Below are 24,661 nucleotides of genomic sequence, written 5' to 3'. Positions count from 1 at the left end.
GATATATTAAACTAGTGCAATAATAGATGAAAGGTAAATTGGATGTTATTCAGGCCACGCTATACTATTGATACGATTTATCATTTAGATCCAGATATGCTGCAGCAAATGAATATTAAAGCTGTATTTTCTGACTTAGATAATACTCTTTTAGCTTGGAACGAATTTGAAACTGCTCAAAAAATGGATAGCTTTAATAAAAAATTAGCACAAGCTCAAATTAAGTTGGTGGTAATTTCCAATAATAATGCTGAACGGGTAGGGAAAGTTTTAAATCCCTATCACATTGATTTTGTTGCTAAATCTAAAAAGCCGTTACCATTTGCGATTAGTAAAAAAAGGAAATCAATGGGTTTAGAAAAAGGACAGGTAATGATGGTGGGGGATCAGTTGATTACCGATATTCAAGCTGGCAATTTAGCTGGTGTCAAATCGGTCTTGGTTGAGCCTCTTATACAAACTGACAAATGGAATACCCGTATCAATCGTTTTTTTGAAAAAATTATTTTCTTTTTTCTCAACTTTTCGCACCCAGTTACATTTAAGGAGACGTTAAAAAATGGATGATCAAATTGTTTGTATTGGTTGTGGTGCTGTTCTTCAATCTGATAACCCGCAAGAACCTGGTTATCTGCCACTTTCACGATTGCAACAGGCAATAGAAAGTGGAGATGAAGGCAACGATATTTACTGTCAACGTTGCTTTCGGCTGCGTCATTATAATGAAATTATGCCTGTCAATGCCGATAATGATGACTTTTTAAAGCTCTTGAATTCTTTAGCTACAAAAAAGGCTTTAGTCGTCAATGTGGTTGATTTATTTGATTTTACTAATTCTTTACTATCATCACTTAAACGTTTTATTGGTGAAAATGATTTTATACTGGTGGGTAATAAATTTGACCTGTTTCCCGACAATTCCCGACAAAGCAAAATCAAGGATTGGATGAGACAAGAAGCTAATAGGGCAGGATTGTTTCCCAAAAAAATATTTTTAGTCAGTGCTAAAAATAAGAAAAATCTAACTCAGTTGATAAAGTATTTAGATCAGAAATCACGTGAGCAAGATGTTTATTTTGTGGGAATGACCAATGTAGGAAAATCAACTCTTTTGAATGCGATTGTTGACCAAATGGGGGATGTTAAAAATCTAATCACGACCTCACGTTTTCCGGGAACAACTTTAGCTAAAATTGAAATTCCTTTGGCAAATGGTCATTTTTTAATAGATACTCCCGGTATATTGACCCAAAATCAATTGGTTACACATTTGAATACCAAAGAATTAGCAGTGGTATCACCGCAAAAGCAGCTCAAGCCGGTAACGTTTCAGTTAAGCCCCGGTAATAGTCTCTTTCTAGCAGGTTTAGGGCGAGTAGACTTCTTAAAAGGTGAAAAAGCTAGTTTCACAGTTTATGCGGCTCGTGGTCTATACATTCACAGAACCAAGACGGCAAATGCTGATGCTTTTTATACCAAACACATTGGTGAATTATTGAGTCCGCCGACTAAAGAAGATAATTTGCCATCATTAAAGGGGCAGGAATATCATACTAGTAATAAAAGTGACTTGCTTTTTGGCGGGATCGGTTTTATCACTGTTCCTGCAAATTGTTTAGTTAAAATTTATACACCTGGTCAGATTGGCTTGGGAATTAGACGTGCGTTAATATAGAGGATATAATGATCGCTATTGCAAAAAATTATCAAAAAACACCTACAGTGGCTGTAGCTGAAGAAAAATTAGCACCCCAGAAAGGTCGTCAAATTGGTATTTTTGGTGGGACTTTTAACCCAATTCATATTGGTCATTTAATAGTGGCTGAACAAGTACTAACTAAATTGCATTTGGATGAAATTTGGTTTATTCCTACTAATGTGCCACCTTTAAAAGATGAGCCAATTGCGTCTGCGCAAGATCGCGCAAATATGCTTGAATTAGGAACTCAAGACAACCCTCGGTTTCAAGTGAAATTATTCGAATTATACCGTGGGGGCGTTTCCTATACGATTGACACTTTGAGATATTTGCATGAAACTCAACCCGAAAATCATTATTATTTAATTATGGGCAGTGATCAGGTTAATAATTTAAATGAATGGAAGGAACCAACCAAGCTAGCACAATTAGCTACACTAGTGGGAGTTCAAAGAGCAGGTTATCCTCAAAAAGCAAAACTGCCAATGATTTGGGTTGACATTCCTGAAATTGAAGTTAGTTCTACACTAATTAGGCAGACAATTACAATTGGTGGTTCAATTAGGTATTTAGTACCTGATACAGTCAGAAATTATATTCAGAAAAAAGGTCTATATCATGAGTGATTTATTTTTTGCAAAAACCTATTCTCCTCTAAGCAGTGCTGAAATAATTGCTAAAGAGCAAAACAACATGACAGCTGACCGCTTTGAACATTGCGTTGGTGTCAGTCAAACAGCAGTTAGACTGGCTGAACTTAATCATTATGATCAGGATAAAGCGGCTTTGGCCGGCTTTGTTCACGATTATGCCAAGCAGGTTCCTGTTTCTGAATACCGTGAAGTAATTAAAACTCAAGGTTTTGATCAAGATTTATTAAATTGGAACCGGAGCATTTGGCATGGAATTGTTGGTGTTTATTTTATTCAACGTGATTTAAAAATTAGTGATGAGGAAATTTTAACGGCTATAAGCAGACATACTACCGCTGACGTTGAGATGACAACTTTGGACAAAATTGTATATATGGCAGATTTTATTGAACCCGGCAGATCATTTCCCGGAGTTGAAGAAGCGCGTAAGATAACTTATGCTAATCTTAATGAAGGTGTCGGCTACCAATTAGCACATACCCTTGAATTTTTAATTGAAAAAAGGAATAAGATTTATCCACGAACTTTAAATGCTTACAATGTTTGGAGTATAAAAAAATAAGGAGAAAAATGACTAGTAAAGAAATATTAAGTTTTACCTTAAAAGCAATTAGTGATCGTCACGGCGAAAATACAGCTGCTTTTGATATGCAAGGACATAGTATTTTAGCTGATTATTATGTTGTCACCAGTGCCGGATCAAATAGACAGTTGCATGCTATAGCTAACGCGATCATAGATGAAGCTCATAAAGCCGATTATTACGACTACCGCGTTGAGGGTACGAGCGAATCAAATTGGCTTTTACTTGATTTAGGTGATGTAGTAGTAAATGTTTTTACCGAAGAAGCCAGAGATTTTTATAATGTAGAAAAATTATGGGCCAACGGTAAAAAATTGGAATTAGAGGAAGATTAACTGACTATGAGTGTTGTAGGGATCATCGCGGAATATAATCCCTTCCATAGCGGGCATGAATTTCTGATGAATCAGGCGCGCTATATAGCTGGAAATAAAGACCCAATAGTTGTGATCATGTCCGGTAACTATGTCCAACGAGGCGAAATGTCAATCATGGATAAATGGACTCGGGCGCAGGCTGCTCTTGAAAGCGGCGCTGACCTAGTATTCGAATTGCCGTTTTCAACTTCCGTGGAGCCGGCTGACTTGTTTGCTCTTGGCAGCATTGATCAACTAGCTAAAGTCGGGGTTACCGATCTAATCTTTGGTGTTGAAGATGCTACGCAAAACTTTGCTTATTTGGGTAGTAAAATTGCTGAAATACCTCAAAGTCACATGGATTTTAATGATTACAGTCAAACATACTCAACTCAGTATAATCAAATGGTGGCACGTGAGGTTGGACATGAGGTAAATGAGCCTAATGCTATTTTGGCACTGGCGTATGCTGTTGCTAATCATAATTTGGGTACACCGTTAGTTTTACACCCGATTAATCGTATTGGAGCAGGACACGATGATGTTTTGCAAAATAACAAGGTTGTTCAAAGTGCCAGTGCAATTCGTAATTTAATTCTGCATAATGAAAATAATTGTACGTTAGAACAATGGCTGCCGAAAAAAGAGGTACAGCTGCTTTTTAAGCAAAAAGCTTATCCTAATTGGAATCTATTGTTTCCATTTCTTAAATATCGGATTGAATCTTCTTCTTTAGAAGATTTGCAGCAAGTTTACCAAATGAGCGAAGGACTTGAGTATAAAATGAAACATGAAATTCATAACGCAAAAACGTTTACCGAATTTTTACGTATGATCAAGTCTAAAAGATATACTTATTCTCGTCTGCGCCGGCTTAGTCTGTATACGCTATTAAATGTGACTCAAGATGATATGGTTAACAGCTTTAACCACGAATCGCTGCTCCTTTTAGGTTATAGCAAACTAGGACGAAAGTATCTTAAGAAAATTAGAAAAGATACGACTGCGGACGTGATTTCTAAAGTTGATCAAAAAAACACTAAAAGTGGATCGCTGAATTTGCAAATACGTGTTGATCGTTTCTATGAACAATTGATGCAAGTTGATCAAAACTTTGGTCGCAAGCCGCTGGAGGTTTAAAATGTTAACACTTAATTTTGCTCAGATTAAAAATAGTAAAGAGCCATTGACTCATATTGAGTGTGAAGTGCAACCAGAAAAAGAATTTCTAAAGCGTAGCCAGAATTTAGTTTATCAGGTAAAAAATATTAAGCTATCTGGCGCTGTCTTTTATAATCAGCCCTATGTTACAGGGGATTTCCACGTTGTAGCCCAGCTAGTTGTCCCTTCCAGTCGCAGTCTAGAACCGGTTGATTTCCAAGAAGACTTTCACTTTAGCGAGAATTATACTGATACTGATGTGGCAAAAGACGAGAGCGCTGAAAGCGAGATTCCCATTGTCAAGGTAGAAAATGAAATTATTGATTTGCAAAAGACGATTGAAGATAATATTTTATTACACATTCCGACAACGATTTTAACCAAAAAAGAGAAGCAGGAGAATCTTTATCCTCGAGGAAAAGGCTGGTCGGTAATTTCTGAAGATGATTTCGTTAAAGAACAAAAAGAACAAGTTAATCCCGCTTTTGCTAAATTAAAAGATTTGTTTACGGAAAATAATAAAAACTTGAATAATGAAAATAAAAATAATTAAATAAGTTATGAGATCAGTATTGTTGAAATGCTGGTTTTTAATCTTGTTTTAAAAGCATTTTTAAAGTATGCTTTAATTGTTGATTAAGATATGAATTAAATAAACCGAAATTAAATTTTAAAAAAGGATGAACAAAAATGGCAAGAATATTAATTGTTGAAGATGAAAAGAATTTGGCTCGCTTCGTTGAATTGGAATTAAAGCATGAAAAATATGACACAGTTGTCGAAAGTAATGGCCGCAAAGCACTTGATCTAGCTTTAAAAGAAGATTTTGATGCAATTTTATTGGACTTGATGCTTCCTGATCTGAATGGATTAGAAATTGCCCGGAGAGTGCGCCAAGTTAAAAGTACACCAATCATTATGATGACAGCTCGTGATTCAGTCATTGATCGAGTTTCCGGCCTTGATCATGGTGCCGATGATTATATTGTCAAACCTTTTGCCATTGAAGAACTGCTAGCTCGTTTGCGTGCAGTTTTGCGTCGTGTCAAGATTGAAAAAGATGCTTCCGATGATTCAGTTGAGAAGAAAGTAGTTAAATTTAAAGACCTTACCATTGAAACTGCAAACAGAATTGTCCGTCGTGGTGATGGTAAAGCCGTTGACTTGACTAAACGTGAGTACAATTTGCTAATGACATTAATTAAGAATAAGAATAATGTTGTTAGCCGTGACCAGTTATTATCAAAGATTTGGGGCCCAGGTTCAAATATCGAAACAAACGTGGTAGAAGTGTATGTGCGTTATCTAAGAAACAAGATTGATGTTCCAGGTAAACAATCTTATATTAAGACGGTTCGTGGAACTGGGTATATGGTAAGAGATGAGGATGATGAAAAGAAATAAAAAGAAAAACAAAAAAGAGACCAAACATTCGTCACTTGTTGTACGGTGGGTAAGCGTCGTTGCATTGACGATCATGGTCTCTTTTATTGTTTTTTCATTCATAATTTATTCATTCATTGGTCAGCAATCAATGGGGCAACAAAAAGAGACCTCAAATGAAATTGTTTCTAAACTCAATAGTACTTTGAATAGAATACCGACTCAATTAGAAATCTCTAATGTTGTACCCGCATTAACTCCCTCTACAAGAGAAGTTTTAAAGGGTAATCCGCCAATTAGTTCGGATCAGCCCAATAGGAGTGCTTTTAATGACGATCTTTTGTCGTCTTTAACTAATCGTGATCTAAACGTGGTAGTTTATAATCTGCGTAAAGAAGACGTCTTTGATAATGGCAATGCAATTCCGCCTTTTAAAAAAATTAAAGGTGATCATCAGGTAGTTCATGTTTTTAAACACCGACGTGAAGAATTGATTACATATCAAAAAGTTAGGTCAGTTCGTTCAGGCAAAGTCACTGGCTATATAGTTGTGGCAAATAAAATGACTTACTATAACGGGTTGATGAAAAATCTGCTTAAATGGATGGCGCGAATTTCTGTTGCTGCAATAATATTTTTCACTTTAGTGGCGTTTATAATCGTCCGTGACATTGTGAAACCAATAAAAGAAATGTCGCATGTTGCTTTGGAAGTAAATGATGATCCTAATAGTACTATCAGGATTAGAGATTTTCACCGGCACGATGAATTACAAGAATTAGCTGTTTCCTTTAATCAAATGCTTGATCGCATGCAGCGTTATATTGACCAGCAAAAAGAATTTGTGGGCGATGTTTCTCACGAGCTTCGCACACCAGTAGCTGTAATTGAAGGGCACTTGAGTATGCTAAAGCGCTGGGGAAAAGATGACCCGCAAATTTTAGACGAGTCAATCGATGCCTCACTGCAGGAAGCAAAGAGAATGCAGCATTTAATTCAAGAAATGTTGGACTTAACGCGTGCAGAACAAATTAATGTGCAGTATCCTTATGCAGTTACTAAAGTTTCTGAAGTCCTGAAACGTGTTGTTGGTGATATGTCACTAGTTCACAAAGATTTTACAATCAGATTAGACATGGACGATTTGCCAGCTGAGACAGAAATTCAAATTTACCAAGGACATTTAGAGCAACTGCTGGTAATTTTAATAGATAACGGCGTTAAATACTCTACCGATCGTAAAGAAATGAATGTTTCAGCCGGATTATCCCAAGATGAGGTCCATATTATAGTCCAAGACTTTGGTGAAGGCATTTCAAAAGAAGAACAAGGCAAAATTTTTAATCGCTTTTATCGGGTTGATAAAGCACGCACTCGTGAAAAAGGCGGTAATGGTTTAGGGCTATCAATAGCTCAAAAACTTGTGACCAGTTATCACGGCAACATAAGTGTCGACTCAGTTGAAGGTCAAGGAAGCCAATTTATTATGGTCTTTCCTGCACTATCTGATTCTCAAGCAAAAAAACTGCGCCAGCGCCAAGAAAATGAACAAGCCTTAAAAGAGCAAAAAGAATAACAAAAAGACCTTTAAGTCGATTGTCACGACCTAAAGGTCTTTTGCTTAGAGCTTATAATTAAGGGCGTTTTTGCTGTTTGCCTTTATTACGATTGCGGAGATTTTCATGTAATACTTTAGTCTGTTCAGATTGAGCTGGGTTAGCAGCTTGATTATTAATCAATTCAGCGACTTTCTCTTTAGTAACAACTTGAGTCAAAGGTTCCCGTTTTAATTCTTCATCAACCTCTTTTTTAACTTTAGGCATGATAATAAATGTTACAATCAATTGCTGAATAACGGAAAAGAAGTTTCCGGCTGCCCAGTATAGGGTTACCGAACCTGAAACAGATAAGCAAATAAAGAGAGTCATAATGGGATTCATTAAAATCATTGACTGCATTTGCTTTTTCTGTTCTTTAGGGATGCCCACTAAGGAAATATAGCCTTGCAAAAAAGCAAAGACCGTTGCAAAAATCGTTACTAAAACTGATCGGTTACTCAATGAAATTCCAAAAAAGCTTGAACTGGCTAATGTGTTGGAATACATTACAGCATCATAAATTCCCAGCATGATTGGGAATTGGATAATTAACGGTAGGCAACCCATTCCACCGGTTAAAGAAATGTTGTTTTGGGAATAAAGCTGACGTTGCCACCCTGCCACGGTCATTTGTTGCTCCTGAGTTAAGTCTTTACGTTTCATTGTCTCCTGGATCAACTTCATCTGCGGCTGCAGTCTTGCCATTTTTTCTTGTTGCGTTGTAGCTTTTCTTTGCTGGTTAAGCATTAGTGGTAAAAGTACCATTCTGACTACGAAGGTCATCAGGATAATAGCCCAACCTGCACCATTTTCCCCACCTATAACGTGAGAAAAAAAGAGCATAATGTTTTGTAAAGGCTTGCCGATAAACTTGTAAATTGTGCCATAAAGAAAATCCGTAGGCGGCTTTCTGCCATTTTGAGCACAGGCAGTAACAATTAACATTACCGCCAAACAAACTATAATCAATCCAATATATTTACGAAATTTTTTCATTCAATTCACCCAATTATTATTTTTTGCCAATAACTAATATAATACATGAAAACCACTCATTTTGGCTACATTTGACAGCTTTTCTTTTTTGATGTTTGATATTCTAGCAAACGGTGAAATGTTTTGGGGCAGTTCAGAGCAAAACTGATTGACTTGGTTTAAGCCTGTTTGTAAGGTAATTGTGACCGTTTCATCGCTATTATTACGGACATTGCCTGCAATCTTCATTTGCTGGGCCAGATTTAATACACTCCAGCGAAAGCCAACACCTTGAACAATGCCCGATACAGTTAGCTGCCAAGTCTCTGCGGAATTTTTTTGAGAAGTATTTTTGTTTTCCTGTTTGTGTCGATTAAAAAATCCCATAATAGTCCTTTCTTACATTGCTTTCTTGATTTTAACATTTTATTTGGTTGAAATTAAAACAATATATTAATTAAGATGAAAGAAGCTGATTTGATGTCAAAAAAAATAAGTTCTGTCAATAATAATGTTATTAAGAATTTAGCTAAATTAAAGCAAAAAAAATACCGTGAAAAAACTGGTTTATATATAATTGAAGGCTTTCATCTTGTTGAAGAAGCATTGAAAGCTGGGGAAAAATTTATCTATCTCGTGGGTACTGAGGAAGCTTTGCTGCACTTGGCAAAAAAGTTTTCTATTAATCTGGAAAGTAAAAATGTGCTTGAAATTAATACTCTCGTTGCCAGTCATCTTACAAGTACCAAAAATCCGCAGGATATTTTTATGATCCTCAAGATTTCACAACCACAAAATTATCATTTTAATTTCGGTAAATGGGTTCTGCTAGATCATCTGGCTGACCCCGGTAATGTAGGCACTATTGTCAGAACAGCTGATGCGGCAGGTTTTGACGGTGTTGTGCTCGCGCCAGAAAGCGTTGATATTTATAATCCTAAAACTCAACGAGCAATGCAGGGCAGTCAATTCCATGTTAATTTAATCATGGAAAATTTACCAGCTGTTATTAAAGAAATGCAAGATAATGCAATCCCAGTGTATGCTAGTTTATTAGATCAAAAGGCCAAACAATTACCTGAGTTTGAAAAAGTACCGCAAGTAGGCATTGTTATTGGCAACGAAGCTCATGGTGTTACTACAGAAATAGCAAAACTAAGTGATGAAAAGTTATATATTCCTATCAAGGGCCAAGCCGAGTCATTAAATGCGGCAGTCGCAGCAGGGATAATCATTTATTACTTCTCCTAGACGATTATACTTGTTTTTAGTAAGTATATTTAATATAATAAAAGACGAAATAAACACTTTGTTGTGGGAGGACGGTATCATGACTCAAGGTATTAAGGAAAAACGCTGTGCGGATTGCGGTGCTCCTGATTATGAATCTTGCAAACATTTCATTAACGCGTTTAAAATTATCGGTAAAAAATGGAATGGACTAATTATTAGTTCGCTTTGTGCCGGAGATTATATGCGCTTTAAGGACTTAGCTCGTTGTGTTATGGCTTGCTCAGATCGTGTTTTGGTTGAAAGACTGAAAGAACTTGAAAAGGAAGATATTGTAGAGCGCTCAGTTGATGATAAAACTAAAATTATTTCTTATGGTTTGACCAAAAAGGGAGAGGAATTAAAGCCTGTTTTTGATCAAATTCATACCTGGGCAGATAAATGGGTATAAATTTCGTATGCACTTGCAAGTTTTTGAGAAATGATATATTCTAGTAACTAATTACAAAGAGTAAGACTAGTAGCAGCAATCATTTAATCAGAGAAACTTTTTTATTGAGCTGAGAGAAAAGTTTAAACGGAACTGTGAATTTCATCTTATTAGTAGAATCTAATCCATTCCGGTATTCACCGTTAGCGAAATTCAAAGTGTGGACATTTTTGTCCAAACTAGGGTGGTACCGCGAAGCTTCGTCCCTTTTGGGATGAAGCTTTTTTGTTTGATTTGAAAGGAAAGAATAATGGACTTATTTGACAGATTAAAGGAGCTCCGTGAAAAAGGTCTAGTTGAGATCGACAAAGCTAAGAATGAGAAAATGTTAAATGATGTTCGGGTCAAATTAACTGGACGTAAAAGTGAATTGACTCAAATTCTGCATTCTATGAAGGATATTGATCCCAGTGACAGACGTGAAGTTGGTCAACGCGTTAATAAGTTGCGTGACCTTTTCAATAATAAACTTGATGATGCTAAGAATGAAATAGTAGAGGCTCTAGTTGAAGAGCAATTAGCTAAAGAAAAAATTGACGTTACATTGCCAGGTCGTGAGCTGCACCATGGAACAAAGCATCCTATTAATATTATTTTGGATGATCTTGAAAAATACTTTATCGGCATGGGTTATGAAGTAGTTCAAGGGCCAGAGATTGAAACTGATCATTATTGTTTTGAAATGATGAACTTGCCCAAAGACCACCCAGCAAGGGATATGCAAGAAACCTTTTATATTGATTCTGAAGATTTATTGCGTACTCAAACTTCAGGAGACCAAGCACGCGTTTTGGAAAAGCATGATTTTGCTAAAGGCCCTTTGAAAATGGTTGGGCCGGGTAAAGTTTATCGGCGCGATGATGATGATGCCACTCACTCACACCAATTTATGCAAATGGAAGGTCTGGTAGTGGACAAGAACATTACGATGGGTGATTTGAAGGGAACTTTAGAGCTGATGGCCAAGCACACTTTTGGTCAAGACCGTGAAACCCGCTTGCGTCCTAGTTACTTTCCTTTTACCGAGCCATCTGTAGAAATGGACGTTTCCTGCTTTAATTGCGATGGCAAGGGCTGCTCCATTTGTAAGTATACCGGCTGGATTGAAGTCTTAGGAGCTGGAATGGTCCACCCTAATGTTTTAAAAAATGCTGGTGTTGATCCTAATGTATACGGTGGTTTTGCCTTTGGCGTGGGATTAGACCGCTTTGCCATTCTTAAATACGGTATTGATGATATTCGTGATTTCTATACTAACGATGTTCGCTTCTTAGAACAATTCAGCAAGGAGGAGAGATAATGCTTGTCTCATATAATTGGTTAAAGGATTTTATTGAGTTAGACCGAGATCCTAAGGATTTGGCTGAAAAAATAACGCGTACAGGCGTTGAAGTAGCAGAAGTTAAACATCCTGAAGACGGGATGAAGAAGTTGGTAGTGGGCCATATTATTGACTGCGAATCGATTTCTGGTACGCACTTGAATATTACTCATGTTGATGTTGGTGCTGAAGAACCCCATCAGATTGTTTGTGGAGCCCCCAATGTTGCTGCTGGAGAAGATGTGGTTGTGGCTTTGCCCGGTGCCCGAATCGCTGATAACGTTAAAATTAAAAAAAGTAAATTACGCGGTACTGAATCAAATGGGATGATCTGTGGTTTACAAGAAATTGGCTTACCTGATAACGTAGTGCCTGAAAAATACTCTGACGGCATCTTTGTTTTCCCCAAAAATGCAGACATCAAACCAGGACAATCTGCATTTGAGCTTTTAGGGATGGATGATTATATCTTTGATTTTGACATTACCCCTAACCGTGCAGACACCTTATCTATGGAAGGTTCGGCTTATGAAGTTGGTGCTATTACTGATACATCAGTCAAAGTTGAAGATGTAACCCTTAAAGAAGATGGTCCGGATTGGACTAACGATTTTACAGTAGACGTTGATCCGAAGCTGGCACCCAAATTTTACTTACGCAAAATTAGCAATGTCAAAATTGGTGATAGCCCTCTTTGGCTTCAAAGACGACTGTGGAATGCGGGCATTAGACCAATTAATAATGTTGTCGATGTTACGAACTATATTATGCTTTTAACTGGTCAGCCAATGCACAGTTATGATGCTCGTGCTTTTAATACAAATAAGTTGGTTGTTAGGAAAGCTGCTAAAGATGAAAAGCTGACTTTGTTAAATAATAAAGAAGTTAATCTTGACCCTAACGACATCGTAATTACTAACGGTGAAGACGTAGTAATGATGGCTGGAGTTATGGGTGGTCTTAATTCAGAAATAGAAGCTGATACCACGGATGTTTTGTTAGAGTCTGCTATTTTTGATCCTGCCTTAATTAGAAAAGCTGCTTTGCGTCACGCTAATCGGACAGAAGCATCTAGTCGTTATGAAAAGGGCGTTAACTGGGATGCAACAACTAGAGCCTTAGATATGGCTGCGCTTCTTTTACGTAATGATGCTTCCGGCACCATTAATGAAGGTGTTATTACCGGTAGCTCTGAAAAGCGCCAACAAACTAAAATTAAAACCACAATCTCTTATATCAACAAAGTATTGGGTACAAAAATCTCACCGGCGGAAATTGCTGCTATTTTTGGCCGTTTAAATTTCAAAGCTGAAATTAACGATGATGATTTAATTGTAGATGTTCCTGCGCGTCGCTGGGACATTGCTATTCCAGCTGATTTAGTGGAAGAAGTAGGGCGCTTATATGGCTATGACAATATTAAATCAACTCAGCCAGTGCTGGCAGAAACACATGGTGGCTATTCTAAAGTTGAAGAAACTATTAGGCGCATTAAAAATATCGTTCAAGGACAAGGCTTAATAGAAGCTATCTCATATTCTTTAACTTCTCCAGAAAAAGCAATAGCCTTCACAAAGAAACCTAAAAAACTGGTTAAAATTCAAATGCCTTTAAATTCCAATCGGTCAACTTTAAGACAAAATTTAATGACAGGTTTGGTTGATGCCGCCAGCTATAATATGGCACGTAAGCAAAATCAGTTAGCAATGTTTGAGCAGGGCCGCGTTTATGATTTTGAGAATAATACTTATAATGAGCACGAACATCTTGCTACTTTGTATAGCGGCAATGTTTATTTTGAAAACTGGCAACATGATAATGAAAAAATTGATTTTTACTATGTTAAAGGGCAACTGACCAATTTATTCTTAGCTTTGGGAATTGATTTGAAAGATGTTGAATATAAAGCTGAAATAGTAGTGCATATGCATCCTACTAGAACCGCAGGCATTTACATTAAAGGTAATTATGTAGGCATGATTGGCATGATCGGTCGTGCGGTAACAGATTTGAGCAAAGCCATGCGGGGCAGTGAGCTTTACGGATACGAATTAGATCTTGAAACCCTGGTGCCATTAATCATAAATCCTCATACCACAGCACAAACTGCACCGAAGTTCCCTGCTGTTGAACGTGATCTCTCAATCTTAGTAGATCAGGAAATTACAAACCAAGCTGTTGAAGATGAAATTAAAGCAAATGGTGGGAAATACCTCTATGATTTGAGAATAATTGATGTCTATCGTGGTTCTCATATTGCTGAGAACAAAAAGAGTTTTGCTTATCGTTTAATTTTCCTAAATGAAAATGACACTCTAACAGATGAAATTGTTTCCAAAGCTATGAACTCAATTAATAGTGCCTTGGAAAAGCACCTGAAAGCGGAAATACGTTAATAGTTGACTTTAAACAATTAAGTTAATATCATATACCAGTGCAAAAGGAATTTTAACTTTAAGGAGCAGAAAATTTTATGCCTGAAAAATCATATCCAATGACTGCTGAAGGTAAAGCAAAGCTAGAGGCAGAATTAAAAAATTTAAAAGTAGTAAAAAGACCAGAAGTAATTGAAAGAATTAAGGTTGCCCGCTCTTATGGTGACTTGTCTGAAAACTCCGAATACGATGCAGCTAAGGATGAACAAAGTCATTTAGAGGATCGTATTAGCGTTGTTGAAGAAATGCTTAAGTATGCTCATGTCGTTGATGCTAATGCTAGTGATCCAGATGAAGTAGCTGTAGGTAAGACAGTTACCTATACTGAAGTGGGCGAAGACGAGCCGGAAACTTACACTATTGTTGGTAGTGATGAATCTGATCCAATGAATGGCAAGATTTCTAATGATTCACCAATTGCTCAAGCAATTTTGGGCAAGAAAAAGGGCGAAACAGTGACTATTTCGACACCTGGCGGTAAATTTGACGTAGTTATTAATAAAGTTGAAGAATAACACAGTCAGATAAGCAGATTTGCTCTAGTTAACTAACAAGTAAAAGACCAGAATTTTGTTAAAAAGCAAAATTCTGGTCTTTATTTATTCTAAAAAATTAATGACTAGTGAAATAGCGGTAATCTTTACTTCTATCAAAAACTACTCCGCGGGCATTTTCACCATTGGAAATCGAAAATTGTGCGTGTGGATATTTCTCATGAACTTTATTCTCCAAGAAATCACGTAACATGTCATTGTTAGCTAAGACGGAACCGGTCAGTGCAATTTTCATTGGCTTAGGTTCATCATATCTGTCCATACCGATGATAATATCTCTTGCAAGTAATTCAGCTTGCTCCTTGATCACAGCTATGGCAAAATTATTGCCTTTGTCTGCCAATTTTGCCACTTCTACTGCCATTGAGGCAAAATCCGCATTGCTGGTTTTATAAAATTTAGCAGTTGCGTCAGTCAAATTATCTACTTTAAAAAGTTGGTTAAAAAGGGAAATCAATTCGTTATCTTCTCGTTTATCCCAACTGAGTAAAGCAGATTTTAGTGCTGAAAGTGCAATTGCATAACCTGAACCTTCATCTCCTAAAATGGAGCCATAGCCACCAGTTGTGATTATCCTGCCCTTTTGCAGACCATTAAAGACAGAACCCGTGCCGGCAATAACAAGACCACCGTCTTCTCCTTCAAGACCACTGTATAATGCCAGAAGTGAATCTGTAATTGCTCTAGTAGGTAAATTTTCGGCTTTAGCAGAAATTTCAGCAGCTACTTCAGGAGCATGTCCAATGACGGATAAGCCAGCCATACCACAAAGTATTCTTTGGCAGTCACCATCAATTTGGTCTATTAATTTATTAATCGCTTCAGTAATATTTGAAATTGCGCTGGTATAATTTGTGTTTACTTGGCCAGGACCGGCTTGAGAACGCTCTATTTCTTCACCGTTAAGATCATAGGCAATAGCAGTAGTATGCGTTCCCCCGGCATCAACGCCAATCTGATATTTAAGTGTCATAATCTTTCTTCTTTCTATTTAATCAACTAACATTATTTTATTACACTTTAGCAAAATACAGAAGATTTTTATTAAAGTGCTTACGAACACTTTATTTGCTTTACTTATTTTATAACTGTTAAAATTTTGTCAAAAGGCCTTTTAATCAATAGAATTGTCTGTTGGTTTCTGATAAAATTACACTAGTTTAGTGAGGTTGAGGCTACGTGAATTTTTTTAAGAAAAAATTGAAAACAAAGAATGATAATTCAAAAAAACAGGCTTCTACTCCGGTTAGGATGAAAATAATTTTAGGAATTATTTTTGTGCTTTTTGCTACTCTAATTGGACAACTAGCGTATTTACAAATTGGCTATGGCTCCCGCTTTAAAGCTGAAGTCCAAAAATCCAATTCTGCTGTGGTTTCCAGTCAGGTTCCTCGAGGAGTAATGTATGATACTAAAGGTCGCGTTTTAGTTGGTAACAGGGCTAAAAATGCCATTACTTATACCAAAAGTGTCTCAACTACCACAGAAGATATTTATGTCATTTCTAATGCTCTTAGTCGCTATATTACAATTAACGATGAAAAACCGACTGAGCAGCAAGTAATTGATTATTATTTAGCTAATAAAAAAAATAGTGCCAAGGAGTCTGCCAAGGTACCAAAATCTGTCCGGCAAACTCAAGATGATGAATTAATCAATAAGAGAATTCAACAGCAAGTGAGTGCTGAGCATATTAAACTAAATAAGCGGGAAAGAACTGCGGCTTTAATTTATAACAAGATCTCTGGAGCGTACACGCTTTCTACAATCTATATCAAAAATAATCATTTAACTGACAAGGAAATCGCCAGTGTAGGTGAGCATCTTTCAGATCTGCCTGGCGTTGGAATTGGCACTGATTGGCAAAGGTCATACCCAAATGGTTCCTCAATTCAGAGTATTATCGGTTCGGTTTCTACCGAAAAAGCAGGTTTACCTAGCGATAATCTACAATATTATTTAACTAACGGCTACTCCAGAAACGACCGGGTTGGCACCTCATATTTAGAAGAAAAATATGAACCATTATTAAAGGGAACTAAAGCAACCAGCAAAGTTTGGACTAAAAATTCAGGAGATATTGAACAGTCAAAATCTGTTTATTCAGGTCAGGCTGGCTCCAGTTTAGTCTTGACTCTGGATGCCCAGTATCAAAAAGAAGTCCAAAATTCTTTAGAAAAAATCTATTCTGCGGCTATTAGCTCCGGGGCTGCCCATTATTCAAACGGTGCGTATGCCGTCGCCATGAACCCTAAAACGGGTGCAATTTTGGCTATGGCAGGAATTAGCCGTGATCCTAAAAAAAATAAAACTACTAATAACGCATTAGGCGTTATTAACCAGTCTTTTGTTATGGGGTCAGCCGTTAAGGGAGCAATGGTAAGTGGTGGCTTAATCAATAAAGTTATTAGTCCCACAAATAATGTAATGCCTGATACAGCAGTATATTTACCTAGTACGCCCGTAAAGAAATCTGTTTATCCACTTGGTACTTTTGGTGCATTAGATGCAGAAACTGCACTCGAGGTTTCCAGTAATATCTATATGATGCACTTGGCAATGAAATGGGTGAAGGCATCTTATGTTCCTAAAAAATCAATTCACATGCCGCAAACTGCCTTTGAACCAATACGTAAGAATTTCAATATGTTTGGATTAGGTCAAAAGACGGGTATTGATTTACCGGGAGAGATATCGGGTATTCAAGGTAGATCGTTTAATGAGCAAGGATTAGTATTGCCCGGTTCAGTATTAGACTTGTCTTATGGCAACTATGATGCATACACTTTAATTCAAATGGTGCAGTATGTTTCTACTATTGCTAACGGTGGTTACCGGATGCAGCCTTATGTCGTGCAATCGATTGGCAGAACCTCAAATAATGGGAAAAAAATCTATATTGATTATAATAGAAAGCCTAACGTCCAGCTTCGAATTCCGTGGACTCAAGCTGAACTCAATATTGTCAGACAAGGATTTTGGCGTGTTGTTCACGGCACTAACTCTTGGGGTACAGCTCATAAGCTGAAAAACGTCAAACCTGCTATATCAGGTAAATCAGGCACTGCACAGACATTTTACTATGATCCGGATAATCCTAACCCCAAAGATCCGCCTGAGTTAGTAAACGCTACTTTTGTCGGCTATGCCCCTTCAAAAAATCCTGAGATAGCTACTGCTGTAATTTTTCCAGGACTTGATCCCGAACTAGAAGGTTCGTATACTTTGCAGATGACCAAAGCAATGGTACAAAACTATTTTAAATTACATAAAAAATAGAAAAGTGAGAATATTGCTGGCAATAATATTAGAAAAATGCTAAGATAATACAGTCAGAATAAAAGCGTAGGTGGTGAAAGAAATGGCAGACAACATCATTTTGGAATGCACCGAATGTGGCGATAGAAGTTACTTATCTAAGAAAAACAAGCGTAAGCATCCGGAACGTTTAAGTTTGAAGAAGTATTGCCCAGTTGAAAGGCATACTACTCTTCATCGTGAAACTAAGTAATAAACCAATATAGCAGGAGCCTATGCTCCTGCTATTTTTTATATGGAAGAATTATGACAAAGAAAGAAATTAGACAACAACAAATAGAAAAGTTGAGCAATTTTGCTGAAACACCAGAAAAAGATGCTGAAGATCAAATTTTGTTGAAAAAAATAATGAACTTGCAGTGGCTCAATGAATGTCAAACTGTAGGAATCACATCCTCTTTGACTTATGAAGTTGATACATCAGGATTGATAGCTCAATTATGGGATATGGGTAAAGATGTATATCTTGCTCGGGCTAATGATAATGCCGAACGGTCACAGGATTTTATCTACTATAGCTACATGACTAAGCTGACTAAGTCAAAATTCGGGGTTGCGGAAGTTAGTGAACCAGATGCACAAATTAACAACGACTTAGATTTGATCATTGTTCCGGGACTAGCTTTTGCTTTAGACTCTCATCAACGCCTTGGGTTTGGTGGCGGTTATTATGATCGCTTTTTAGCTAAGCATCCACAATCAAAAACCGTTGCTTTAGTTAATTCGAAAATGATTTTTGAAACAGCTTTGTGGCAAGTTGAACCTACTGATATTGCAATTCAAACGATTATCACTCCTAATGCGGTTTTAGCAAATAAATGAGGTTATAATGGATCAGCGACAAAGATATAGAAGCAGCTATATAACAATATGTATTTTAGTCATTCTTTTCGTGGTATTTTTAATAGAAACTTTTATTGGTGGTTCACAAAATACCTATGTATTAATTAAAATGGGTGCAATGAATAACTATGCGATTGTAGGTGGCAACCAATGGTGGCGTTTATTTACTGCGCAATTCTTACATATTGGAATTATGCACCTGATTTCTAATGCCGTAATGATCTATTATCTTGGTATTTATATGGAACCAATATTGGGTCATTGGCGCTTTCTAGTAGTTTATTTACTTTCAGGTGTCGGAGGAAATTTATTGAGCCTAGCTTGGGGCAGCGATAGTGCTATTAGTGCTGGCGCATCTACTGCTTTATTTGGCTTGTTCGGAGCAATGACAGCGACAGCATTACAAAATAGGAATAATCCTGTCTTAGTCTATTTGGGAAAACAATCCTTTTGGTTAGCTCTAATAAACATTGCATTGGATCTATTTGCACCAAATATTGATATTCAAGGGCATATTGGCGGCTTAGTGACTGGTTTTTTAATTGCTGTGATAATTGGAGATAGAACTTATAGAAAATATTCTTTTAAAAAACGTGTGGTTGCTACCTGTATTTTAATTATTTATTGTGTAGCGACTGTCAGAATGGGCATGGTAATTAGGCTATAATGAAAACTCTATATGATGTACAACAGCTATTAGAAAAGTATGGTATATTTGTTCATGTAGGCAAAAGAATATGGGATATTGAGCTCATGGCGCTTGAACTCGATAACATTAATCACTCGCATTTAATAGACCAGCACGATTATTTAGTAGCAAAGCTAATATTGCGACGTGAGTATGAATATGAAGAACGTCAAAATAAGGACAAACACGACTCTTAGAGCGATTTGGAATTATTTTGGTTTAAAAACTAATAATGGGAGAGAAGAAAATTTATGTCATCTTTTTTAGTTATTATAGACGCAATTTTAATTATAGTTATTCTAGCCTTTGTTGCAGTATGGCTATGGCATAAGATACAAACAAAACTTTTAGGTGGCGGAGATCTAACTAATGAGCAATTTAATCAGGGAATGCGGAAGGCGCAAGTGGTTGACTTACGTGAAAAAGCACCATTTAAAAGAAAGCATATTGATGGTGCCAGAAATTTGCCCTATACAATGCTCAAATATCAATATACGGAGTTAAGAACAGACTTACCCGTTTATTTGTACTCCGATTCTTTATCAGTAACGTTGCGCGCTGCCAGATTCTTACAAAAGAAGAATTTTTCATCAATCAAATGGTTGAAAACTGGTTTTGAGGATTGGGATGGACGGACGAAGAAATCTAAATATTAAATTGAAAACATGTTTGTTAAGCCATTCAAACGTGTTTTTTCTATATTAAATACAGAAAAAGGACACAAAAATGCAAAAGGTGCTAGCAATAGTCGGACCAACAGCAATTGGTAAAACTACACTGGCTATTGAGCTTGCCACAAAAATTAATGCCGAAATAATTTCGGGTGATTCAATGCAAGTTTATAAGGAAGTAGCCATTGGAACTGCCAAGGCAACGAAAGCGGAGCAAGAATTAGTTACTCATTATTTAGTTGATACTCAATCTATTTTTAAACCGTATTCTGTTGCCGACTTTGTCACTCAGGCTGAAAAAGCAGTTGATGAAATTACTGCTAAGAAAAAGATTCCCATGCTAGTTGGAGGCACTGGCTTTTACGTCAATGCATTGCTAAATGAAATGAAACTGGGTGAACCAAAAAAGAAGCAAAAGGCAGTTGCCCCTGAATGGGAAAATTACTTAGCTGAAAATGGTAAAAAAAAGTTATGGGTTGAGTTAAATAACCGCGACCCAGTAGCAGCTCAGAAAATCCCCCCAAATAATTCACGTCGGGTTTTACGCGCATTAACTGTAATTATGCGCACCGGGCAAAAATTTTCTGAGCAACAAAAGGAAATAAAGCCCCGGTATGATTATTTGATTATCGGGTTAAATTCTGAGCGTGCAGAAATTTATCGTAGAATTGATCAACGTGTTGATCAGATGCTTGATCAAGGGCTTCTTCATGAAGCAAAATACGTATATCAGAATAGGGCGCAAGAATATACGATCTTGCAAGCCATTGGCTATAAGGAATTTTTCCCTTATTTTGCTAAAGAAGATAGTCTAGCGAGTTGCGTTAAGAATTTAAAAACAGCTTCTAGAAGATATGCCAAAAGGCAATTAACATATTTTCATCATCAATTACCTGTTTACTGGTTTGATCCCCTAAGGGATCCAGAATGTATGAAAAAAATTTTAATGAAAGTCGGGGAATGGTTAAATGAATAATTGGCCAGAAAAATTACAACAAATTGTAGCAGAAATTGATCAAGAAATTGCACCACAACTGGCAAAAATTGATCAAAATATTCTTTTTAATCAAAATAAGGTTTTACAAGCGTTTAAAGATAAGGCTGTAGCTGAATCAGACTTGATTGGCAGTACGGGTTACGGCTCAGATGACAGTGGTCGCGATAAACTTGACCGTATTTATGCCCAAATTTTTCACACAGAAGATGCTCTAGTACGCTCGCAGTTTGTTTCTGGCACTCATACTCTAGCTACAGCTATGGCTGGTAATTTACTTCCGGGTGACGAACTGATGTATCTTACAGGGATGCCTTATGACACTTTACAACAGGTTATTGGTATTGCCGGTGATGGTCGAGGCAGTTTGAAGCAATACGGCGTTAAATTTTCTTATGTAGAGCTGTTGTCTGATGGCAGTGTTGATTTTGAAGCGGCACGAAAATTATTAAGAGAACATCATCCGAAAATGGTAGTTATTCAGCGCTCACGTGGCTATAATATCAGAGCAAGTTTTACTGTCGCCAAGATTAAACCGATGATTGCGCTGATTAGGGAAGTTTCCCCTGAAAGTATAGTTTTTGTTGATAATTGTTATGGCGAATTTTCCGAACAACATGAGCCTACTGAATTTGGAGCAGATCTTATGGCTGGTTCGTTAATTAAAAACGCTGGCGGAGGTTTAGCTAAAATCGGTGGCTATGTTGTTGGTAAGCATGAGCTAATTGAAAATACGGCTGCACGACTCACTGCTGGAGGAATAGGTCGCGAAGAAGGCGCAAGCTTAAATAACAATCTTGATTATTTCGAAGGTTTATTTATTTCGCCAAGTGTTACCGGTAATGCAATTAAAGGCGCGATTTATTCCTCTGCACTTTTAGCAAGAATGGGATTAGAAGTTTCTCCCAAATGGAATGAAGATAGAACCGATTTAATTCAGACGGTAATTTTCCATGATAAAGATAAAATGATTAGGTTTGCCAAGGCTTTACAAGAAAACTCACCAATTAATTCATTTGTGGATCCGATACCAAGTAACGATACGGGATATGAAGATCAAGTGATTATGGCAGACGGATCGTTTATTGAAGGTGCTAGTATTGAATTTTCCGGGGATGGACCAATTAGACCACCTTATGCGTTGTATATGCAAGGCGGTCTGACTTATGCCCACGTTAAAATTGCGATTACTAATGCTGTCAATGAATTATTCTTTAAATAGGTTAATACTATTTATAAAAGTAAGGTAAAACTTTGGTAAAATTATTACTTTTTTTGTTAGACCACTTTACATTTATTTAAGGATTTGCTAATCTTTAATCTAGTTTAGACAAGAAGGTATTTCTAGTTTAAACCATACCAATTATTTTAAGATTTTTAGGTGGAGAATCATGACAAAGAAAATTTCAGCAGATGACATTAGAAAAAGCGTAAAAGAAGACGATGTCAAATTTATTAGACTAGCTTTTACAGATATTAATGGAACTCTTAAAGCAGTTGAAGTTCCAAATAGTCAATTGGAAACAGTATTAAGTAATGACGTACGCTTTGATGGTTCTTCAATTGATGGCTTTGTTCGTTTGGAAGAAAGTGATATGGTACTTTACCCCGACTTTTCGACTTGGTCCGTTTTACCTTGGAGCGATACTACAGGCGGCAAAATTGGCTGCCTGACTTGTTCAGTTCATACAACTGATGGCAAACCTTTTGCAGGGGATCCACGCAATAATCTTAAAAGGATAATTGAACAAATGAAGGATATGGGCTTTACAGCCTTTGATATTGGTTTTGAAGCCGAATTTCATTTGTTAAAACTTGACGAAAATGGCAACTGGACCACACAGGTTCCAGACCATGCCTCATATTTTGATTTAACCTCAAATGACGAAAGTGCCAGTTGTAGGAGAGATATAGTTGAAACTTTAGAGAGCATTGGATTTGAAGTAGAAGCTGCTCACCATGAAGTAGGTGACGGACAGCAGGAAATTGACTTTAGATTTGATGACGCTTTAACAACGGCTGATCGTGTGCAAACATTTAAAATGATTGTGCGTGAAATAGCTAAGCAGCATGGTTTGTTTGCCACATTTATGGCTAAACCATTACAGGGTCAAGCAGGAAATGGAATGCACACTAACATGTCCTTGTTTAAAGGTAGCAAAAATGCCTTTTATGATAAGAATAATAAGTACCACTTGTCAAAAACAGCTCTGTACTTTTTAAATGGTATTTTGGAACATGCCCGCGCAATCACAGCTGTTGGTAATCCGACTGTCAATTCCTATAAGCGTTTAATTCCAGGATTTGAAGCCCCAGTTTATATTTCTTGGGCTTCAAAGAACCGTTCACCAATGGTTCGAGTACCATCTGCAGGAGAACTGAATACCCGTTTAGAAATGCGTTCTGCTGACCCTACTGCTAATCCGTATTTGCTCTTAGCTGCATGTTTAAGTGCCGGTCTGGCTGGTATTAAGGAAGAAAAAATGCCAATGGAGCCTGTGACTTGCAACCTCTTTGATGTTAGTGAAGAAAAACGCAATGAAATGGGAATTAAACCACTTCCTTCAACCTTGCATAACGCATTAAAAGCCTTTAAGAAGGATCAATTAATTCAAGATGCTTTAGGTGAGCATTTAACTCAAAGCTTTATTGATTCTAAAGAATTAGAATGGTCTCAATATACCCAAACAGTATCTGATTGGGAAAGAAATCGTTATATGGGTTATTAAATAATCTAGTTATAAAAATAAAAAAGTAGCATAAGAAATTTATGTTACTTTTTTTATTGGTCTTATTTATTGGGAAAACAAAATATATAATACTTAATGTAATATTTTTATATATTTTAATCATTCTATTTTTTATTTTAATATATTAATAGTTAAACAAAAATTTGAAAGAAGCTTTCCAAAGTGCCAGTAAGTAAAACTGTTATATTATAGTCGAAAATAAAAGAAAAGAATCGTAATTTTGGAAGAAACCAATCAACTTTATAATATTTTAGTTATTTAAATAATTTTGAATAGCGAAAAATATAAACTGAAATAGTATTTTTAATTGTTATTTAAATTAGATGAAAAAGAACCTATTTCTTAGACCTTTAAATCAAAGCTTTTTCGATTGTTATTTATAAATCTAGATAACAAAATGTGAAAGTAGATATAATTTAATACAGTAACTAAAAAATATTCAATAGTTTATTGACAATTTTTAAAAATTTGATTACGATTATTATATAATTCACATAGTTTAAATTAGGTGCTATGAATGAAAGGGGTAATGCTTTTCTGGAAATAATAAAAATAAATATAGGAAAACTAGTATTTACCGAAAAATTAGCAAAAGAGAGGATAGTTAATGTCAATTAAAAAAACACAACTCCGATGTTGGCATACATTGAAGTTGTGTCGAATAATGTTAAGAAAAATCCAATGGTTTTTGAATTATGCTAAAGTTCGGACTTTTGCTTAACATTTAAAAGTAGTAGTGAGAATAAAAATAATTTTATTCTCACTACTATGATTAATAATACCACAGAAAAAGTTTAGAGTGATTAAATTCTTTTACATGTCAGAAAAATTGATCAGGCAATATTCAAATAAATTTGATATTAGCAACTGTTTTCTCAATTTTGTTGATAGTAAAAAAGAAGTAGATAATAATTAAACAATTTTCTAATGATATCTATAATTAAATCGTATATACACAT

26 protein-coding genes and 1 other annotated feature are annotated in these 24,661 nt (G+C 36.3%); of the genes, 23 read left to right on the top strand and 3 right to left on the bottom strand.

What is annotated here, in order from left to right; genetic code table 11:
* Positions 1–42 precede the first annotated feature (42 nt).
* The 9 genes from H3T47_RS05900 to H3T47_RS05860 all read left to right on the top strand — a co-directional run bounded on the left by H3T47_RS05900 (position 43) and on the right by H3T47_RS05860 (position 7,411).
* Positions 43–567, top strand: coding sequence for a YqeG family HAD IIIA-type phosphatase (locus tag H3T47_RS05900; RefSeq protein WP_038523286.1), 525 nt, complete (start codon positions 43–45; stop codon positions 565–567).
* Complete coding sequence (yqeH, locus tag H3T47_RS05895) at positions 560–1,675, top strand: ribosome biogenesis GTPase YqeH (RefSeq protein WP_199282834.1); 1,116 nt, start codon at positions 560–562, stop codon at positions 1,673–1,675. The genes H3T47_RS05900 and yqeH overlap by 8 nt, the downstream gene beginning before the upstream one ends.
* A gap of 8 nt (positions 1,676–1,683) precedes the next feature.
* The gene (locus H3T47_RS05890) at positions 1,684–2,325 is read left to right on the top strand and encodes a nicotinate-nucleotide adenylyltransferase (RefSeq protein ID WP_046327312.1); all 642 of its coding nucleotides are present in this window, start codon (positions 1,684–1,686) and stop codon (positions 2,323–2,325) included.
* Positions 2,318–2,914: a bis(5'-nucleosyl)-tetraphosphatase (symmetrical) YqeK gene (yqeK, locus tag H3T47_RS05885; protein WP_199282833.1), complete on the top strand. Its 597-nt coding sequence runs from the start codon at positions 2,318–2,320 to the stop codon at positions 2,912–2,914. The genes H3T47_RS05890 and yqeK overlap by 8 nt, the downstream gene beginning before the upstream one ends.
* 8 nt (positions 2,915–2,922) lie before the next feature.
* Positions 2,923–3,270, top strand: coding sequence for a ribosome silencing factor (rsfS, locus tag H3T47_RS05880; RefSeq protein WP_038523274.1), 348 nt, complete (start codon positions 2,923–2,925; stop codon positions 3,268–3,270).
* Positions 3,271–3,276: 6 nt separating this feature from the next.
* Positions 3,277–4,431, top strand: coding sequence for a nucleotidyltransferase (locus H3T47_RS05875; RefSeq protein WP_199282832.1), 1,155 nt, complete (start codon positions 3,277–3,279; stop codon positions 4,429–4,431).
* Position 4,432: 1 nt separating this feature from the next.
* Positions 4,433–5,005 (top strand): DUF177 domain-containing protein, encoded by a 573-nt coding sequence (locus H3T47_RS05870; protein ID WP_199282831.1) that lies wholly within the window; start codon positions 4,433–4,435, stop codon positions 5,003–5,005.
* A gap of 137 nt (positions 5,006–5,142) precedes the next feature.
* Positions 5,143–5,856: a response regulator transcription factor gene (locus tag H3T47_RS05865; protein WP_038523265.1), complete on the top strand. Its 714-nt coding sequence runs from the start codon at positions 5,143–5,145 to the stop codon at positions 5,854–5,856.
* Positions 5,834–7,411 carry a HAMP domain-containing histidine kinase gene (locus H3T47_RS05860; protein ID WP_199282830.1) on the top strand — a complete coding sequence of 526 codons (1,578 nt, stop codon included), beginning with the start codon at positions 5,834–5,836 and terminating at the stop codon, positions 7,409–7,411. Before H3T47_RS05865 ends, H3T47_RS05860 begins: the two co-directional genes overlap by 23 nt.
* Positions 7,412–7,469: 58 nt before the next feature.
* Here the strand turns inward: H3T47_RS05860 and yidC are convergent, their stop codons facing one another.
* Entirely contained in the window at positions 7,470–8,429 is a 960-nt protein-coding gene (gene yidC, locus H3T47_RS05855) for a membrane protein insertase YidC (protein WP_199282829.1), read from the bottom strand.
* 33 nt (positions 8,430–8,462) lie between these two features.
* Positions 8,463–8,795, bottom strand: coding sequence for an acylphosphatase (locus H3T47_RS05850; RefSeq protein ID WP_199282828.1), 333 nt, complete (start codon positions 8,793–8,795; stop codon positions 8,463–8,465).
* 93 nt (positions 8,796–8,888) lie between these two features.
* Here H3T47_RS05850 and H3T47_RS05845 point away from each other — a divergent pair, with 93 nt between their 5' ends.
* The 5 genes from H3T47_RS05845 to greA all read left to right on the top strand — a co-directional run bounded on the left by H3T47_RS05845 (position 8,889) and on the right by greA (position 14,399).
* Entirely contained in the window at positions 8,889–9,659 is a 771-nt protein-coding gene (locus H3T47_RS05845; RefSeq protein ID WP_199282827.1) for an RNA methyltransferase, read from the top strand.
* A 79-nt stretch (positions 9,660–9,738) separates the two neighbouring features.
* Positions 9,739–10,089, top strand: a complete 351-nt coding sequence (locus H3T47_RS05840) for a helix-turn-helix domain-containing protein (RefSeq protein ID WP_038523253.1) — start codon at positions 9,739–9,741, stop codon at positions 10,087–10,089.
* Positions 10,090–10,136: 47 nt separating this feature from the next.
* Positions 10,137–10,339: a binding site (T-box leader), on the top strand.
* A gap of 39 nt (positions 10,340–10,378) precedes the next feature.
* Positions 10,379–11,428: a phenylalanine--tRNA ligase subunit alpha gene (gene pheS, locus H3T47_RS05835; protein ID WP_046327304.1), complete on the top strand. Its 1,050-nt coding sequence runs from the start codon at positions 10,379–10,381 to the stop codon at positions 11,426–11,428.
* Entirely contained in the window at positions 11,428–13,845 is a 2,418-nt protein-coding gene (pheT, locus tag H3T47_RS05830; protein ID WP_199282826.1) for a phenylalanine--tRNA ligase subunit beta, read from the top strand. The genes pheS and pheT overlap by 1 nt, the downstream gene beginning before the upstream one ends.
* A gap of 77 nt (positions 13,846–13,922) precedes the next feature.
* Positions 13,923–14,399, top strand: coding sequence for a transcription elongation factor GreA (greA, locus tag H3T47_RS05825; RefSeq protein ID WP_199282825.1), 477 nt, complete (start codon positions 13,923–13,925; stop codon positions 14,397–14,399).
* A 97-nt stretch (positions 14,400–14,496) separates the two neighbouring features.
* Here greA and H3T47_RS05820 read toward each other — a convergent pair whose 3' ends face one another.
* A complete protein-coding gene (locus H3T47_RS05820) occupies positions 14,497–15,411 on the bottom strand; it encodes an N-acetylglucosamine kinase (protein WP_199282824.1) in 915 nt (304 codons plus the stop codon).
* 278 nt (positions 15,412–15,689) lie between these two features.
* On the opposite strand from H3T47_RS05820, the gene H3T47_RS05815 reads away from it, so the two are divergent.
* The 9 genes from H3T47_RS05815 to glnA all read left to right on the top strand — a co-directional run bounded on the left by H3T47_RS05815 (position 15,690) and on the right by glnA (position 23,681).
* On the top strand, positions 15,690–17,717 hold the full coding sequence (locus H3T47_RS05815) for a penicillin-binding protein 2 (protein ID WP_233335860.1): 2,028 nt from the start codon (positions 15,690–15,692) through the stop codon (positions 17,715–17,717).
* A gap of 82 nt (positions 17,718–17,799) precedes the next feature.
* Positions 17,800–17,949, top strand: coding sequence for a 50S ribosomal protein L33 (rpmG, locus tag H3T47_RS05810; protein WP_081945351.1), 150 nt, complete (start codon positions 17,800–17,802; stop codon positions 17,947–17,949).
* Between the two features lie 53 nt (positions 17,950–18,002).
* The gene (locus H3T47_RS05805) at positions 18,003–18,578 is read left to right on the top strand and encodes a 5-formyltetrahydrofolate cyclo-ligase (RefSeq protein ID WP_199282822.1); all 576 of its coding nucleotides are present in this window, start codon (positions 18,003–18,005) and stop codon (positions 18,576–18,578) included.
* Between the two features lie 7 nt (positions 18,579–18,585).
* A complete protein-coding gene (locus tag H3T47_RS05800) occupies positions 18,586–19,266 on the top strand; it encodes a rhomboid family intramembrane serine protease (RefSeq protein WP_199282821.1) in 681 nt (226 codons plus the stop codon).
* Entirely contained in the window at positions 19,266–19,484 is a 219-nt protein-coding gene (locus H3T47_RS05795) for a YqgQ family protein (protein WP_046327300.1), read from the top strand. The genes H3T47_RS05800 and H3T47_RS05795 overlap by 1 nt, the downstream gene beginning before the upstream one ends.
* 54 nt (positions 19,485–19,538) lie before the next feature.
* Entirely contained in the window at positions 19,539–19,943 is a 405-nt protein-coding gene (locus H3T47_RS05790; protein WP_046327299.1) for a rhodanese-like domain-containing protein, read from the top strand.
* Positions 19,944–20,013: 70 nt separating this feature from the next.
* Positions 20,014–20,934: a tRNA (adenosine(37)-N6)-dimethylallyltransferase MiaA gene (gene miaA, locus H3T47_RS05785; protein WP_199282820.1), complete on the top strand. Its 921-nt coding sequence runs from the start codon at positions 20,014–20,016 to the stop codon at positions 20,932–20,934.
* The gene (locus tag H3T47_RS05780) at positions 20,927–22,174 is read left to right on the top strand and encodes a methionine gamma-lyase family protein (RefSeq protein ID WP_199282819.1); all 1,248 of its coding nucleotides are present in this window, start codon (positions 20,927–20,929) and stop codon (positions 22,172–22,174) included. Before miaA ends, H3T47_RS05780 begins: the two co-directional genes overlap by 8 nt.
* Before the next feature lie 169 nt (positions 22,175–22,343).
* Positions 22,344–23,681 carry a type I glutamate--ammonia ligase gene (glnA, locus tag H3T47_RS05775; protein WP_199282818.1) on the top strand — a complete coding sequence of 446 codons (1,338 nt, stop codon included), beginning with the start codon at positions 22,344–22,346 and terminating at the stop codon, positions 23,679–23,681.
* The last annotated feature ends 980 nt before the right edge of the window (positions 23,682–24,661 follow it).

It is taken from the genome of Lactobacillus sp. W8093 (genome assembly GCF_016100925.1).
Taxonomy (GTDB): domain Bacteria; phylum Bacillota; class Bacilli; order Lactobacillales; family Lactobacillaceae; genus Lactobacillus; species Lactobacillus helsingborgensis.
The sequence above is the reverse complement of the archived record's forward strand: the minus strand, read 5'-3'. Positions and strand labels throughout refer to the sequence as shown.

What these genes read in the sequence shown, in the direction of transcription:
- H3T47_RS05900 (WP_038523286.1), top strand. Translation starts at nt 43, where the DNA reads ATGTTATTCAGGCCACGCTATACTATTGATACGATTTATCATTTAGAT.
- yqeH (WP_199282834.1), top strand. Translation starts at nt 560, where the DNA reads ATGGATGATCAAATTGTTTGTATTGGTTGTGGTGCTGTTCTTCAATCT.
- H3T47_RS05890 (WP_046327312.1), top strand. Translation starts at nt 1,684, where the DNA reads ATGATCGCTATTGCAAAAAATTATCAAAAAACACCTACAGTGGCTGTA.
- yqeK (WP_199282833.1), top strand. Translation starts at nt 2,318, where the DNA reads ATGAGTGATTTATTTTTTGCAAAAACCTATTCTCCTCTAAGCAGTGCT.
- rsfS (WP_038523274.1), top strand. Translation starts at nt 2,923, where the DNA reads ATGACTAGTAAAGAAATATTAAGTTTTACCTTAAAAGCAATTAGTGAT.
- H3T47_RS05875 (WP_199282832.1), top strand. Translation starts at nt 3,277, where the DNA reads ATGAGTGTTGTAGGGATCATCGCGGAATATAATCCCTTCCATAGCGGG.
- H3T47_RS05870 (WP_199282831.1), top strand. Translation starts at nt 4,433, where the DNA reads ATGTTAACACTTAATTTTGCTCAGATTAAAAATAGTAAAGAGCCATTG.
- H3T47_RS05865 (WP_038523265.1), top strand. Translation starts at nt 5,143, where the DNA reads ATGGCAAGAATATTAATTGTTGAAGATGAAAAGAATTTGGCTCGCTTC.
- H3T47_RS05860 (WP_199282830.1), top strand. Translation starts at nt 5,834, where the DNA reads ATGAGGATGATGAAAAGAAATAAAAAGAAAAACAAAAAAGAGACCAAA.
- yidC (WP_199282829.1), bottom strand. Translation starts at nt 8,429, where the DNA reads ATGAAAAAATTTCGTAAATATATTGGATTGATTATAGTTTGTTTGGCG.
- H3T47_RS05850 (WP_199282828.1), bottom strand. Translation starts at nt 8,795, where the DNA reads ATGGGATTTTTTAATCGACACAAACAGGAAAACAAAAATACTTCTCAA.
- H3T47_RS05845 (WP_199282827.1), top strand. Translation starts at nt 8,889, where the DNA reads ATGTCAAAAAAAATAAGTTCTGTCAATAATAATGTTATTAAGAATTTA.
- H3T47_RS05840 (WP_038523253.1), top strand. Translation starts at nt 9,739, where the DNA reads ATGACTCAAGGTATTAAGGAAAAACGCTGTGCGGATTGCGGTGCTCCT.
- pheS (WP_046327304.1), top strand. Translation starts at nt 10,379, where the DNA reads ATGGACTTATTTGACAGATTAAAGGAGCTCCGTGAAAAAGGTCTAGTT.
- pheT (WP_199282826.1), top strand. Translation starts at nt 11,428, where the DNA reads ATGCTTGTCTCATATAATTGGTTAAAGGATTTTATTGAGTTAGACCGA.
- greA (WP_199282825.1), top strand. Translation starts at nt 13,923, where the DNA reads ATGCCTGAAAAATCATATCCAATGACTGCTGAAGGTAAAGCAAAGCTA.
- H3T47_RS05820 (WP_199282824.1), bottom strand. Translation starts at nt 15,411, where the DNA reads ATGACACTTAAATATCAGATTGGCGTTGATGCCGGGGGAACGCATACT.
- H3T47_RS05815 (WP_233335860.1), top strand. Translation starts at nt 15,690, where the DNA reads ATGAAAATAATTTTAGGAATTATTTTTGTGCTTTTTGCTACTCTAATT.
- rpmG (WP_081945351.1), top strand. Translation starts at nt 17,800, where the DNA reads ATGGCAGACAACATCATTTTGGAATGCACCGAATGTGGCGATAGAAGT.
- H3T47_RS05805 (WP_199282822.1), top strand. Translation starts at nt 18,003, where the DNA reads ATGACAAAGAAAGAAATTAGACAACAACAAATAGAAAAGTTGAGCAAT.
- H3T47_RS05800 (WP_199282821.1), top strand. Translation starts at nt 18,586, where the DNA reads ATGGATCAGCGACAAAGATATAGAAGCAGCTATATAACAATATGTATT.
- H3T47_RS05795 (WP_046327300.1), top strand. Translation starts at nt 19,266, where the DNA reads ATGAAAACTCTATATGATGTACAACAGCTATTAGAAAAGTATGGTATA.
- H3T47_RS05790 (WP_046327299.1), top strand. Translation starts at nt 19,539, where the DNA reads ATGTCATCTTTTTTAGTTATTATAGACGCAATTTTAATTATAGTTATT.
- miaA (WP_199282820.1), top strand. Translation starts at nt 20,014, where the DNA reads ATGCAAAAGGTGCTAGCAATAGTCGGACCAACAGCAATTGGTAAAACT.
- H3T47_RS05780 (WP_199282819.1), top strand. Translation starts at nt 20,927, where the DNA reads ATGAATAATTGGCCAGAAAAATTACAACAAATTGTAGCAGAAATTGAT.
- glnA (WP_199282818.1), top strand. Translation starts at nt 22,344, where the DNA reads ATGACAAAGAAAATTTCAGCAGATGACATTAGAAAAAGCGTAAAAGAA.